At 60.7% G+C, this 13,933-nt stretch carries 12 protein-coding genes; 8 read left to right on the top strand and 4 right to left on the bottom strand.

The window, feature by feature from the left end:
* Positions 1–5: 5 nt before the first annotated feature.
* The 5 genes from RSA25_RS00605 to RSA25_RS00585 all read left to right on the top strand — a co-directional run bounded on the left by RSA25_RS00605 (position 6) and on the right by RSA25_RS00585 (position 3,124).
* Positions 6–476, top strand: coding sequence for a YiiD C-terminal domain-containing protein (locus RSA25_RS00605; RefSeq protein ID WP_332806982.1), 471 nt, complete (start codon positions 6–8; stop codon positions 474–476).
* 30 nt (positions 477–506) lie between these two features.
* The gene (locus RSA25_RS00600; RefSeq protein ID WP_332806981.1) at positions 507–935 is read left to right on the top strand and encodes a hypothetical protein; all 429 of its coding nucleotides are present in this window, start codon (positions 507–509) and stop codon (positions 933–935) included.
* 83 nt (positions 936–1,018) lie between these two features.
* Positions 1,019–1,456, top strand: coding sequence for a rhodanese-like domain-containing protein (locus RSA25_RS00595; protein ID WP_332806980.1), 438 nt, complete (start codon positions 1,019–1,021; stop codon positions 1,454–1,456).
* A gap of 106 nt (positions 1,457–1,562) precedes the next feature.
* Positions 1,563–2,078 (top strand): protein-export chaperone SecB, encoded by a 516-nt coding sequence (gene secB / locus RSA25_RS00590; protein WP_332806979.1) that lies wholly within the window; start codon positions 1,563–1,565, stop codon positions 2,076–2,078.
* A gap of 20 nt (positions 2,079–2,098) precedes the next feature.
* Entirely contained in the window at positions 2,099–3,124 is a 1,026-nt protein-coding gene (locus RSA25_RS00585) for an NAD(P)H-dependent glycerol-3-phosphate dehydrogenase (protein ID WP_332806978.1), read from the top strand.
* 297 nt (positions 3,125–3,421) lie between these two features.
* On the opposite strand, the gene RSA25_RS00580 is transcribed toward RSA25_RS00585, so the two are convergent.
* Positions 3,422–3,994 (bottom strand): Ax21 family protein, encoded by a 573-nt coding sequence (locus RSA25_RS00580; RefSeq protein WP_332806977.1) that lies wholly within the window; start codon positions 3,992–3,994, stop codon positions 3,422–3,424.
* A gap of 555 nt (positions 3,995–4,549) precedes the next feature.
* On the opposite strand from RSA25_RS00580, the gene RSA25_RS00575 reads away from it, so the two are divergent.
* Positions 4,550–4,795, top strand: a complete 246-nt coding sequence (locus RSA25_RS00575; protein ID WP_332806976.1) for a hypothetical protein — start codon at positions 4,550–4,552, stop codon at positions 4,793–4,795.
* A 581-nt stretch (positions 4,796–5,376) separates the two neighbouring features.
* Here the strand turns inward: RSA25_RS00575 and RSA25_RS00570 are convergent.
* Positions 5,377–5,763 carry a BrnT family toxin gene (locus tag RSA25_RS00570; protein ID WP_332806975.1) on the bottom strand — a complete coding sequence of 129 codons (387 nt, stop codon included), beginning with the start codon at positions 5,761–5,763 and terminating at the stop codon, positions 5,377–5,379.
* Positions 5,764–6,414: 651 nt separating this feature from the next.
* Positions 6,415–6,927: a hypothetical protein gene (locus tag RSA25_RS00565; protein WP_332806974.1), complete on the bottom strand. Its 513-nt coding sequence runs from the start codon at positions 6,925–6,927 to the stop codon at positions 6,415–6,417.
* Between the two features lie 492 nt (positions 6,928–7,419).
* On the opposite strand from RSA25_RS00565, the gene RSA25_RS00560 reads away from it, so the two are divergent.
* A complete protein-coding gene (locus RSA25_RS00560) occupies positions 7,420–8,886 on the top strand; it encodes a hypothetical protein (RefSeq protein ID WP_332806973.1) in 1,467 nt (488 codons plus the stop codon).
* Positions 8,887–9,001: 115 nt separating this feature from the next.
* Here the strand turns inward: RSA25_RS00560 and RSA25_RS00555 are convergent, their stop codons facing one another.
* A complete protein-coding gene (locus RSA25_RS00555) occupies positions 9,002–12,193 on the bottom strand; it encodes a tetratricopeptide repeat protein (RefSeq protein WP_332806972.1) in 3,192 nt (1,063 codons plus the stop codon).
* 576 nt (positions 12,194–12,769) lie between these two features.
* Between RSA25_RS00555 and RSA25_RS00550 the strand changes: the two genes are divergently transcribed.
* Positions 12,770–13,492 carry a hypothetical protein gene (locus RSA25_RS00550; RefSeq protein WP_332806971.1) on the top strand — a complete coding sequence of 241 codons (723 nt, stop codon included), beginning with the start codon at positions 12,770–12,772 and terminating at the stop codon, positions 13,490–13,492.
* Positions 13,493–13,933 lie beyond the last annotated feature (441 nt).

The raw sequence follows: 13,933 nt of genomic DNA, 5'->3' as shown, positions 1-13,933 counted from the left end.
TGTCGATGTCCATCCCCCAATCCCTGCCCGCCCACCTGGCCGAACTGCAGCATGTCCTGGACCGGATGCCGCCGGTGGCGGCGATGCAGATCCAGGTCGCTTCCTATGCCGATGGCGTGCTGGACCTGCGCGCGCCGCTGGCGGCCAACGTCAATGACAAGGGCAACGCGTTCGGCGGCAGCCTGGCCTCGGCGCTCACCCTGTCCGGCTGGGCCCTGGTCACCCTGCGCCTGCGCCTGGCCGGCTTCGATGCCGATGTCTACGTGGCCGACAGCCACGTGCGCTACCTGGCCCCGGTCTACCAGGACCTGCACGCCCACGCCCAGGCCGCCGACGAGGCCGACTGGGCCGGCTTCCTGGCCACCTTCGCCCAGCGCGGCAAGGCCCGGATCGGCCTGGTCGCCCGCCAGCCCGGCACCGACGGCAAGCCCGCCGCTGAACTGACCGGCCGTTTCGTTGCCTTCGCAAGGCGGTAGGATGGGCGCCTTGCCGATTGGGGAATTCGCATGCGCCGTACGCTTCAGATCCTGCTGCTGACCACCTTGATGCTGGCCAGCGTGGCGGCGCTTGCCGCCGGCCTGAGCCGCAAGCAGCGCAACCTGCTCGAGGAAGCCCAGAACGCCTACGGCGCCACCATCCGCTGGGGCAGCGCCGAGGATGCCATCGGCTACCTCGACCCGGCCTATCGCAAGGAACACCCGCTCACCGACCTGGAACTGCGCCGTTACAGCCAGATCCGCGTGTCGTCCTACCGCGAGCGCAGCACCGGGGCCATGCCCGACGGCAGCGTGGAGCGCCGCGTCGAGATCGGGGTGATCAACGTCAACACCCAGGCCGAACGCATGGTGCTGGTGCGTGAAGTCTGGCGCTGGGATGCCGAAGGCAAGCGCTGGTGGCAGGCCAGTGGCCTGCCGGACCTGTGGCCGGAATCCTGAATCCGCGCCGGCCCGGGGCCGGCTGGACGCCGATTCGCCCGCATGTGCGACAATCGGCCCCCGCTTATCGACCCGTGACCTGAGTGAATTACGAAGAGTTGCTGGCCTTCGCCGGCCGAAACCCGATGCTGTCGATGGCCCTGGTCGGCCTGACCGTGGCCATCATCGTCACCGAAGTCCGTCGCCTGTTCCGCGGCTTCAAGTCGCTCAAGCCGGCCGAACTGACCCACCTGATCAATGCCGGTGGCGCGGTCGTCGTCGACCTCTCGCCCAGCAGTGATTTCGAGAAGGGCCACATCGCCGGCAGCCGCAACGTGCAGCCGACCGCGTTCGGCCCGGAGCACAAGCTGGTGATCAACGCCAAGCAGAGCCCGGTGGTGCTGGTGTGCCGCAGCGGCAACGCGTCGGAAACCGCCGCCAAGGCGCTCAAGAAGGCCGGCTTCGAGCAGGTCAACGTGCTCGACGGCGGCATTCCCGCCTGGCAGCAGGCCGAGCTGCCGCTGGTCAAGGGTCGCCACTGATTTGGCCTGGATCGCGCTGCGCGCCTTGTGCGCGGCGCCACGCGCCCCCATCGCAGGGCATGTAACAATCCATTCTTACTGCACTTAATTTCTGGAGCTACAGGAAATGTCCGAAGAGAACACCAACGGCGCCGTCGCGCCGGCCGACGCCGCCACCGGCCCCGCGTTCACCGTCGAGAAGATCTACGTCAAGGACGTTTCCTTCGAGTCGCCCAACGCCCCGGCCGTGTTCAACGATTCGGTCCAGCCGGAACTGCAGCTCAACCTCAACCAGCGCGTGCAGCGCCTGGGCGAGAACGCCTTTGAAGTCGTGCTGGCCGTCACCCTGACCTGCAAGGCCGGCGACAAGACCGCCTACGTGGCCGAAGTGCAGCAGGCCGGCGTGTTCGGCCTGGTGGGCCTGGACCCGCAGTCGATCGACGTGCTGCTCGGCACCCAGTGCCCGAACATCCTGTTCCCGTACGTGCGTTCGCTGGTGAGCGACCTGATCCAGGCTGGCGGCTTCCCGCCGTTCTTCCTGCAGCCGATCAACTTCGAAGGCCTGTACGCCGAAACCCTGCGTCAGCGCCAGGAGCAGGGTGAAACCTCGCTGGCCGACTCCGAGCCGGCCGGCAACGCCTGATCGGCGCTGCTGTCGTTTCGATGAGCACCCACGCAGAAAAGATCGCGGTTCTCGGCGCCGGCTCCTGGGGCACGGCGCTGGCCAGTCTGCTCGCCCGGCACGGTCACTCGACCGTGCTGTGGGGGCGCGATGCGGCCATGGTCGAGGCCATCGACCAGCGCCACGAGAACACCCGCTACCTGCCCGGCATTCCCTTGCCGGACACGCTGCGCGCCACCACCGACCTGGCCGCCGCCGTACGCGATGCGACCTGGATCCTGGTGGTGGTGCCCTCGCACGCGTTCGGTGAAACCGTGCGCGCGCTGGCCCCGTTGCGCCCGGCCGCGGCCGGCGTGGCATGGGCGACCAAGGGCTTCGAGCCCGGGTCGGGGCGTTTCCTGCACGAAGTGGCCCGCGAGGTCCTCGGGCCGGACGTGCCGCTGGCGGTGGTGACCGGTCCATCCTTCGCCAAGGAAGTAACCCAAGGCCTGCCCACGGCGATCACCGTGCACGGCGACGCGCCGGCATTCGCCCAGCAGGTGGCCGATGCGATGCACGGCCCGGCTTTCCGCGCCTACACCGGCGATGACATGGTCGGCGCCGAGCTGGGCGGTGCGATGAAGAACGTGCTGGCCGTGGCCACCGGCGTTGCCGATGGCATGGCACTCGGCCTGAACGCCCGCGCCGGCCTGATCACCCGCGGCCTCAACGAGATGCTGCGGCTGGCGGCGGCCATCGGTGCCAAGCCGGAGACCCTGATGGGCTTGGCCGGGCTGGGCGACCTGGTGCTCACCTGCACCGGCGACCTGTCGCGCAACCGTCGCCTCGGCCTGGCGCTGGGACGCGGCCAGACGCTGCAGGACGCGGTGCGCGAGATCGGCCAGGTGGTGGAATCGGTGCAGACCGCCGATGAAGTCATGCGCCAGGCGCGTCGCCACGGCATCGACCTGCCGATCTCCGATCGCGTGCGTGCGGTGCTGCATGGCGAGCAGACGCCAGAAGAAGGGTTGCGTGCGTTGTTGGCACGCGAGCAGAAGCCGGAATACCCGGACACGCTGTTCAAGTGACCTGCGAAAAACCCCGGCGATTGCCGGGGTTTTTTTTGGTGCTTCCTCGTGTGCCAGCGCGCCACCGCCGCACGGCTGCACGCACTGCCTGAAACGAAAAAACCCGGCGCAATGCCGGGTTTTTTCGTGGCGCACCGACGAGGTAGCGGCCAGGGGGCGTGCCGGCGCGGGGCCGGCGGCCTGCCGCCCGAGGCACGCGGCGGCAGACAAAGTGAAGCCCGGCCAAGCCGGGCTTCATGACGCGTGGGAGAGAGGTCACGCGCCATCCAACAACGTACCGCGGTGGTGCTTGAACGCTTACCAGGTGAAGCGCGGGCCGACGAACCATTCCTTGTCGCCGCCCTTGGCCAGCTTCACTTCGCCAGCCAGGCCCCAGTTCTGGTTGAGCTTGGCCTGGGCGCCGACGCGGCCGTAGAACTCGCCGTCCGGGTTGATGCCGTGCTTCTTGCTGTAGTCCTCGTAACCGGCCATCACATAGCCTTCGAGGTTCGGGGTGAACGCGCTGCGCACGCCCACTTCGGTGGAGTAACCGTTGAAGTCCAGGCCGTGCTTGGGATCGAACTTCTGGTAAGCCACGCGGGCCACCAGGTCGGTGGTCGGGGCGATGCCGTAGTTGTAGCCGACACCCACCTTCCACTGGTCCACATCGGCGCTGCCGCGCTTGGTTTCCTGCGAGTTGTAGTCGCCAAAGACATGGAAGTTCGGCGCCACCGCGACCGAGCCCTTCACGGCCCAACCGTCAGCGTCGCCGCCCTTGGCATCGGTGTTCACGTAGCCGCCTTCAACATAGTTGTACGACAGACCGTCGGTTGCCGAAGCAGCGAACGGCAGTGCAGCGAGCAGACCCAGGGCAAGCAAAGAAGTCTTCATATCGGGACACACCTTTAATTATTTTGGTTTTGCCGGCCGCCCCCCTGGGGAGGGGAGAGAAGGGGCGGTCGACAGGTGTTAATTATTCATTTGTTGCCCGAATCGATACTGAATATTGAACTGACCAGTACATGAATGAGGTGTGGGTTCAGGGAACTTGCCGGGTGGTCGTGTAGACGGGCAACCATAGGTTTGCGCTTTTGCCGTACCTATGGTTGCAGAAGGGTTGAAAACCTTTGGTTGCAATGGCCCGAGGGGTAGGACCAGCGTCCGCCGGTCATGGCTTCTTGCCAATGGCGGAGACGTGGAACGGCCTCCGGAGGCAGTCGCAGCCCGTCTGTTGGAGCATTAACAATAGAGCCTCCCACCGAGCCCCTGAAGGGCCGGGCCCTGAACGTCGGCCCGCTTCGCATCTCGGCACGCTGGAGGCCCAAAGAAGGGGGAGTTTGTTGGCATTGGGAGAAACAGCCAGATACAGGGAGCGGCATCTATTCCCTGGTCGGGTTCGACAACAATTCCCCCCGGCACTTCCGCCTCCTACATGCTTCCCCCTTCATGAACCGTACGACCTTCGCTCATCTGCGCAAAGCTTCCGTGCGCCTCATTTCGGCCAGCGGCTTGGCCCTGGTGGCAGCAACTGCTGGTGCCGTACCAAGCCAACAGCAGCGGGGCCACTATCGCCACGCACTAGGCGACTATACGGTCACAGCCGTTTACGACGGCTACGTTGATCTGGACCCCGCTCATCTCTCGGGAATGAGTCAGGATCAGTTTCAGGTCTTCATCACCCGTGCGTTCTAGGCGAAGACTTCTACGATCCAGACTTCCGTCAATGCCTTCCTCATTGATACGGGTGAAGAGCTGGGTCTGGTCGACTCTGGCACCACCGATTGGTTCGGACCGACGATGGGTCGGATGCTCGAGAGCATCAGTGCGGTCGGATACCGCGCGCAAGAGGTCGATGCCGTCCTGCTCAATCATCATCCGGATCATGCCTGCGGTGTGACCAGCACTGACCGGAAGATGGCCTTCCCCAAAGCGACCGCGGTTAGATGGCCCGCTAAACACTACTCCAGATCCGAGAGCCTTGCCTTGGCAGCCGCACCTAGTCTGCTACGCTTTATTTCTGCAGTCTCGTCGCGCGTTACAGTATTGCTTGAGGACCTTGTGTCTTGGAACTCAGTCAACGTCCGGCAAGTAATCTTTCCTGTCTTCTTGTCGAAGTAATACGTCCGTTCATGAACGTACTCTTTCCACTCGTCTGAGGTCTTCTCGTAGCTAGTTTCTGTGTGGAACAGAATTCTGGTCACCGAAAATCTCCTAGGTCCAGGTGGCATCTAGACTAAGCCGAGCCGCGAAGCGACTTCGACCTGAATGAACTGTCAGTCATCTACCGCCGCCTCAAGAAATCCAGTGATTGAATGGAACTGTTCGCGTTCTTGGGCGCTTGCGCGGCGGAACGATATGACCCTCACAGTTTCGTCTCGCCGCATAGTAGTGACCATCAGAACAACCTTGCCACAATCATCTACGGCCATGTGCATGTGGCGGACCTCTCCCGCTTCCATGAATCCGTCACTTGTTATGAACGGCGGGGCACCGATAGGCAGAAGCGTGGACTCAAGCAGTGTCACGGCACTCTCAAGCGAGTACCCGTGCTTCTCACGATTCCCGTACTCCTTGTCTGTGTCGTAGTCGATTCGGGTGCGTCCGACGACGACACGAAACTCCCAATTGGGAAGGCCCATGTTCTCAGGAATCTGATTCACCAAGGCAAACCACCAAGTAGTCGGACCCCTGGGTCCGTTTGAACAACCAATCCATAGCCTGCCGCACGCCTGGCTATCCCCTTGATACGGCGCGATCTTAGGATGGCTGCGTGCGGCCAACAGGCTGGCACACAACCGGACCACCAACGGGCGATGCTGACGGCTGCATGCCGGATTGAATTGAGCACCAGGAGCGACCCTTCCAGCCATGAGACCGCACTCTCTCCAACGCAGGCTCTGGGTCGCAAGCCGTCATACCCTCTGCCCCGGATAGACGTCACTAGTACCCTGTGCCGTATCTGTCCGCCAGCGTCCAACAGCGCAAATCCGCCAACCTCTGAGCTCTCAATGTGGCTCCTCGGCCGGCGCGACGTCGGCTCCCCGGCTGGAGCGGACACTCAGGTCCCAGCGGACCCCGGTTCAATCAGCTCCCACTACCGCTTTGGCTTCTGCGTGAGCGCCGAACCTGCTGCTGTTCGTGCGGCCTTGCTTGAACCAGCGCTATTCAGCGCTTTGGATGCCGCAGTAGCTGCGCGACTGGAAGTAGTATTCGTAGTGGAGCGCTGTGACAGTGCAGAACCAGCAGCCGATTTGGCAGACTTGCTCGAACCACTGTCGCGCAGCACCTTCGATGCAGCTGATGCTGCGCGCTTACTTGTTACTTCCGACTTGGCCATCTTTGGTCTCCACTTGCTGTCTAAGTTTCTGGGCTATGTCGTTCGTCGATGGCTCGTGCAACACGAAAAAGCCAATGATGATCAAGAGTGCAGTGAAAACAATAGAGCCGATAAAACCGCCAAGAACGTTTATTCCAAGCTGAGGCCCCCACCGGCCCAGCTTCTGTATCTCACCAACTACGATACCCTGAGAAATTTCCCGACGATAGGTATCATCGAACTCTTCGACGGCCTGTGCTCCGTAGGTACTCAACGCCGTCTCTGCTTCAGCCTTTGCCTTAAGGATAGTGCTTTGTGGCTGCGACTCGTACCATGCTTGAACGTCTGCGGTTGTCGGGGAGCTTCCCGACGTCTCTAATCGATGCTTTGCCCAATCGATCCGCTGCTCCTCGATGACAGCGAAGGCCAGAAGGCCGAGCAACCAATTTTCATCCGACTCCTCTACCAGTTCCCTGTAGATATCGTCAGGTCCAGAGTACTTCGGCATCTTGCCCCCCCCCCCCGGTCACATTTGCGGAAGATTCTGCCACACTCAAAGAGGGCGCGCGAGCCAGATAGAATTAACACGCGGGCTAATGCGTCCGAGCAGAAAAGCCGTCCAACGGCCAACCCAGCTAAGGCCACGTTGTTGCTGTAGGACCCAATGTCCGATTCCCGCCGGTCGCAGGCACAGCGCACGTGCTCCTGGGATCGCTCCTCAGCGCTCTATGCGATTGATAAACAAAGAATTCCCGCCCAGCGAAGTGCAGCACTCACATCAATGGTCCACTCAACGATAGGGTGAGCTAGCCCGAAGACACAGTGCCTTGACTGAAACTGCGCACGCCGCCAGACCTTCGCTTCAATGCAGCATAAAAGATGATCGCGATAGACTGGAAAGAACGAAGAGTTAACATCGGAATGGAGAGGTGCGGCCGAAATGCTAGCTGACTATGGTCGAGTGAAACGCGCACTTAGAACATTGAATCTGGAAGAGTCCTTGATCCATCTGTGGAATTACTCCCGATTGGTATCGGACAATGTGCCCTTGCCGCCTGTATACAGACACGTTGACAGGCGCGGTGTCGCCCAGAATCTCGCACGTTTCGTGTTCCCTCACGAACTGGAGTTGCTGGCACGTGAACTTCTACTGCATGCAGACAGATCCGAGCGGAAAGCTCATCGATCCATCAGAGACTGGTATGTGCTTGCCGAGTCAATGAATGCGATAAAGGGCTATGCGAATGACGTTTTCGATGCAAATAAGAGTGGCGGAGTGATGCTGACGCTTCATCGCTTGGCGCATCAGCAGTTCCCCCGCTTCAGCATCATCACTGCTTCAAAAATTGGTCGCTATCTTGCGCTCTACAGGCACCAAGCGCTGTCAGAAGTATTCGAGAGGCGAATTGGCGTCGACGTGGACTCGTACTTCGTGATGGCATTTGCCACAATCGCGGCCACGACTCAAAGGCCAAGCACCAACACTCAGACGGATTATTCCGTGCTCGGCATCGAAGACTCAACCTCTAGGCTGTTCTTCAGCAGAATCGTCGGTGGCATCGACCAGGTCAGGAAGAAGCTCATTGAGGATCAGCGCCTTGGAGATACCTGGGAGTACACATTCAACGCACTCCACTACAAGCCACTTATAGCTTTCAACTCCCTCCACCCAGAGCGCGCAATCTGCCCAGTACCCCCACTCCTGGAGCGACGACTGACTGACGGAATATTCTTTGATTTGTATGAAAGCGGATCTGGCTTTGAAAAGGCATACGGCGACGCAGTAGAGAACATCGTCGGCAGAATGCTTGCGTCCCTCCCGCAATCATTCGATACCTACAAGCCCGATCCACTCACAATTGGCAAAAGTAGTTTTGCAGGTTGTGACTGGATCGTGGCCGAGCATGAAAGCTATGCCTTTGTTGAATGCAAAGCCAAGAGAATTGCCTCAAAAGCAAGAGTTGCCGACCGTCTCAAAGACCTGCAGGACGAACTCCGGTACCTGGCCGACGCGGTTGTGCAGAACTATCTCAACCTCCATCGCTGGGCGTCTCACGATCCGAAGATAGCCAAGAAGAAGGGCCCCTCGTACTGCATCGTAGTAACACTTGAGGATTGGCTGCTTTTCAGCCCAGTTGCGACCGGCACTCTAGAGAAACTTGTCAGCGTGGGCCTTGAGAAGCACGGAATCAGCGAAGAGTTAGCAACCAAGTCTCCCTATCTCGTCATGGGATCTGAGTCGTTCCAGAAGGCCGTGGCTGCGCTTCGAGTACACCCCATGTCGGACGTGTTCGGAGGGCTCGATCTTCCAAAATACAAAGGCTGGCTCCCTTCGACGTACTTACACGACAGGTACCCAGACATTGAATCTAACGACGTTGGAGCGTTCAGTACTGAATTCCAAGGCCTCCTTGATTACGTTATGGCTTCAGCCGAGGTCAGGGAGAACAGCTACTCCCCAGAATAGACACAACCAGAGGAAAACAGGTTGATCGCTTAGGATAGCCAAAGACGGTTGACCGACCGAGCCGAGGCTACCGCCCCATGATGATTGCTCTTCTCGTCCCGCCGCGACGCGCAGTTTATCGCTTCAGTGGACCCAGACCCCGCGGCCTCAGGAAGAGGTTCTCAAGGTCGGAGGGTCCCACGTCGGCGGCCCGCTTTACATGGAGGGCTTGCTTGAGCAAGAACATATTCCGGAGAAGCGCCGGTTGCGCCTGACCTTCCCCCAATACCATCGGCATCAGCAAGTAGGCACCGACGCGTTCGTAATCCTTCAGGAACCGAGTGAGGTTGACATCATTGTCGGGCTCCATCGACAACGATCGCGACACGAGGGTGGAGAATTGCGTTCGCGAGTTGCCATCGTCCGGGAGCCGGGACGTTACCACCATGCCGTAGTGCGCCGGATGCTCGGCAGAGTACTGTCGAACGATGCCGACGTAGATCTCATCGGAGTCGTCCCTGCTTCCGAATCGTTCCCGCCACCGCTCGAAGATCTTGGCAGCGGTATCCTGGTTCTTGAACATCAGCGCCAGGAACGGCGGTGCCGCACCACCGAAGCTGCCGAACGCCGCTCCTGTCCAACCCGCCTGATCCCACAGGTGCAGATCGATCACCGACCGCACTGCAACATCGTCGTGATTGGTGACCCTCGGTGGCGTACCCTCCTCAGTGCCGTCATTCTCGACTGGTCGCGCAGCCGGGGCCTGCGCGATCGCCTTGGGACGATCTAAACGCAACTCGTACTTCTGCGGAGCGTGCTGATCCCATTTGCTCAGCCGCGCCACGCCTCCGAACACGCGATTACGGCTCAAGCACAGGGACGCGATCATCGCCATCCGGTCCGCGGCGGAATCGGTCCCCAAGAGACGATCCGCTGCATCTCCGTGGCTCTTGGTGTGACAGGTTGCCCAGAAAATCCTCGTCGCCACTTCGAATAACATGCGCTGGAAGTCCGCATAGACACCGGGCGAACCGGGAAACAAACCCGGGGGGCAACGCACGGTCATTCGCATGTGGTCGAGATCGGTCTCAACGACGAAGTTGCGGGCGTCCGATTCCAACACCCGCACATCAAATCGCTCGACATGGCCGACGGCTTCCAACTCAAACGCAGTCGCAAAGAACGCTTCAATCGAGCCCGCGATGGCTTCGGCGACAATAATGGCAGTGTCGGTGGGCTCGTGCGACACGTCGATTCGCACGCCCAGCACGGCCGTGGCGCACGTCTGTGTCGTCTCGCCATTGAGTACCGCCGGCCGCCAGAGTGCCACGTTCGTTGGCTGCCCGGCCATCTGCGAGAAGATGTTGGCGACGTCGTCTGCCGATTCACTGGCGGGAATGTATCCCTCCTCACGGAGCTTGTCCTCGTAGCCCAATCGGTACATCAAGGCAGAAAAACTGTGAGGCAAGTCCAGTCCGCGGAGGACGTCCGGCACCGACGGCATGTGCGACAGTTCCGCCTCCGAAAGGTTGACCAGCTGGCAGGCAAGGACGAGGTCGAACTCCTGCAGTTGTTCGCTTGCGCGTGCCGCGGACGCCTCGTCAAACGGCAGGCCGGCCAGACAACCGCGAGCCACCTGGATGGTGTCGAGTGCCTCGGGCAAGTACTTCAGCGCCAATGCCATCCACGCGACGTTCATGAGTATCGGGAACACCCCGGCAGGGGGCGTGCTCTCATCCTCCGCGTCGACGAACATCGTCACCGCCGCGGACGTCGCGCTCGCCCGGGCGGCCCATGACAATCCGGCGCTCTTGTAAGCCACGGCGAGCTCCGCCAGCGCCTGTGCATGCTCCTGCGCATGCTCCTTCTTGGAGAGCAGCCGCGCCGCACGACCCAGCAATCGGATCATCTCCATATTCTGGTTGAAGCTGAGCCTCCGTGCACGGCGCAGCAGCACCAAGGCGCCTTCGCATTCGCCCGTGCGCTTAGTGGTGAACTCGGCCAACTGATCGACCAGATCACGATAGCCTCTATCGTCGCCGGCGACATCGCCGAAGCGCTCGATCAACTGCGACAACCGCGCGGCATCGAACTCGCCCAGCGTCTCCGCCTTCGAAAGTACATCGCCGAACTGGGGCCACAGCGACGCGAGCATCGTCCGATCCTGCGCAAGGACTGTCAGATTGACCCGGACGACCAAGAGTGACGTGGTCGCCTCGAGGGCGTTGTTCGGCCTTTCCGTGTCCTTTGCCAGCGCATCCAGCCTGGAGGACAGCCGCCGGATTCTTGGCTCCAGCTGCACTTGTTCCGGTGCCATCTGGCCGGTGATCACCGTGTTGAAAAGGACCTGTGCCAGATTGCACAGCAGTTCAAAATTGGACGCCTGGGTGTCGTCGAGTACCAGAGTCTCGAACCCATCATAGCCGGACAGCAAGGAGGGTATGTCGTCGTACCACCAAACCGCGGTCCAGAGCGCCTCATAGCGAGCCACCAGCTTCTGGCGATGCAGGCCGCCGTCATCGGCCAGTCGGATCGCCCGCAAGAAGCGACCCTCGACGTCGGTGCGGTGCAGCTCCACGCCGCGCGCCAGCTTAGCTGCTACCAAGGCGTCGGCGGCTCGCTGCATGGGCATGCCGACAAACGCTGTCGGGTCCGCGAGCTCCCGTTCGATCTCTTCCAGCTGCCGGGAGCGCGAGTAGTCCGACGGCCCCAAGTCCTTGTCGCTGGTTTCCTCCCCGATCCCCAGGTAGTGGAACGCCAGGTCGCGACGGTCCTTTTCGATTACCTCGGCGACTATCCAGGAGCGATCGTGGATCGTGACGGGGATGCCGTGTTGCTTGGATAGGGCGTCTTCCAGCGCGGCCCGGTCTTTGGCGCGGGCCGCGCGCGAGGTCACGAAGATGATACGCGTGTAGCCTCGATCGGTGGCGGCGATGCCGGTCACGTCGGATCTTACCTTCTCGGCCCACTTCTTCTTAGCGCTGAACGCGAACGCCCAGCGCTCGCTACCGGAATTTGCCGCGCCAACGTAGGTGAGCTTTCTGATTTCCTCAGCGACGGGTGTTGTTTCGGTGTCGGCCTTGCTGTCACCGCCGCCTTCAGGGCCCGTTGCGGGACGCAAATTGGGGCAAATCGACCGCTCGCATAACTTCCGGCAGAACAGCTCGAAGTCGTGTGTCTGGTTTCGCTCAGTGATCGTTTCCAAGTGGTGGGAAAGTATCTCCGCGTTAAGGCAGTACCGGATCCGCGACGCTGAGTCCGAGTACAACTCCGGGCGCAAGGCGCGCATGAACTGCGACGCCGTGGGGCGATTGGCGGGATCCTGCATCTGCATCCTTCCAGTACTAGTGAATGAATCAACAAAGCCAGTGTGCTAGTCCGACGTCGCTCCCTCGGGCATGTTCGACTCTCTGGGAGTTCGAGCCGCCCGGATACCCGCTCGAGGCGCCGCCCTCCCAACTCATGGTCGCTGACTAATAGTGTCAGGGACAACTCCGATAGATGAAGCGTAGGCTGCTCGGACCGTCCGCTTCTGGTCGGACGCCGCCATACACTCTATCCCGGATAACCGATCTTATCCCCTTCCCTGCCAATGACCGCCTCCTGCCAAATGCGGAAATCGGACCAGTTCGCTATTTTTGCCGCGCCTGGGTCACCAGTCGGTCGGGCGATCTCTCAGCCTTGGTCGCGAGAGGCCTGGCGCGCCAGTACCCACGATGCGGCATCAGTCCTCCACTATCCTGCTTTTCACTCCCAGCACTGGATGCCATGAGTCAGCCATCTAGACGAAGACAACCCGAGATGGCGGTCATTGTGATCAAATGCAGTGAGTCCGTCACTTGAGTCGTGGCGGCCACCTAGGCCTTAAAGGGGATTGTGCATGGGAGCGCTAGAGGCGACTCAGATGCTTATGGCTGCGGCAACCGCTAAGGCGCTTACGTGCCCTTCACCCACCAACTGGCCATGGATACCCATTGTCACCGGCATCCTCGCTTTGATTGGCGCTATCGCAGGCACCTGGATCAACGCCTATTTCACAAGGGGCCGCGAAGCTGAAGCACATGAACGAGCGCGGCTTGCAGACTTCCTTTACTTGGCGGTCACCGTGTCCGCCACCTTGGACGCGTTTGCTTCGAGATGTGCAGCAGTGGTTTCAGATGATGGAACACGTCATGGACAACGCGACTACACGAACAGTGCGGAGGGGGAGCTGGTTGTTCAAGTTCCCACGCCGCGGCTCGAACTGGCCGAGTTGGACGTTGTTTGGAAGTCAATGCCGATAGATCTGCTCGACCAAGTCCACAGTCTGCCCATTAAACTCGAAAATGCTGAGGCGTATCTTGACTTCGTCGCGGAATATGACAGCTCAGGAGATGGGAGCGACTACTTCGCAGACCGGAGGCTGAGGTACGCAAGAATCGGCGTCGCAGCGATTGATGTAATCACCGCATTGCGAGCTCGTGCAGGTCTACGTCCGCAGATTGACGAGGACGACACCACGATGTCGTTCCTTCGTCAGCAGTTGGAAGAGAGGACTAAGCTTTCGGAAGATGCGCACCAAAGGCAGGGTGAATGGATGGCGGAGTTGGCTGAGAGAATGGATCGGAATGGATCGCCCGACGCCTGAAAAGGCCGGGCTAAGGCTTGAGTGTCGCATTGATCACGGGAGCTTGGCTGCGACATCATGGTGTCCGTCTCGGGGTGCCTACAGGCCAGGTCCGCCGCACCACAAGTCAATCTCCTCTGGCAGGCATCTAGTAGATACGCAGACCAGTCCCTATACGTGTACTTTCTTGGCTCGGATTAGCTCGGCGACTCAGTGGCCGCATCCAGCCAGATGCCGCCACCTCCACTGCATGCATACCTTCTGCAAGGCCACGCGAGGCACATCGATGATTGCCGTTCTCCTAGAGCCGCCTCAATGCTCACTTCCACGCGAGAGGCTGGCGAGTTTTTCAGTTATTCGAAGGCGTGCAAAGTCTAGCCCAGTATCATCAGCGGAGTAGGGTGACCTGAATCGCCCAGGGTTTTGTAGACAGTCGTCAGCCGTTTAGTGCGTACTGCTTCT

This window comes from Stenotrophomonas sp. (assembly GCF_036662295.1).
Lineage (GTDB): Bacteria > Pseudomonadota > Gammaproteobacteria > Xanthomonadales > Xanthomonadaceae > Stenotrophomonas.
This window is presented reverse-complemented; position numbering and strand designations above follow the sequence as displayed.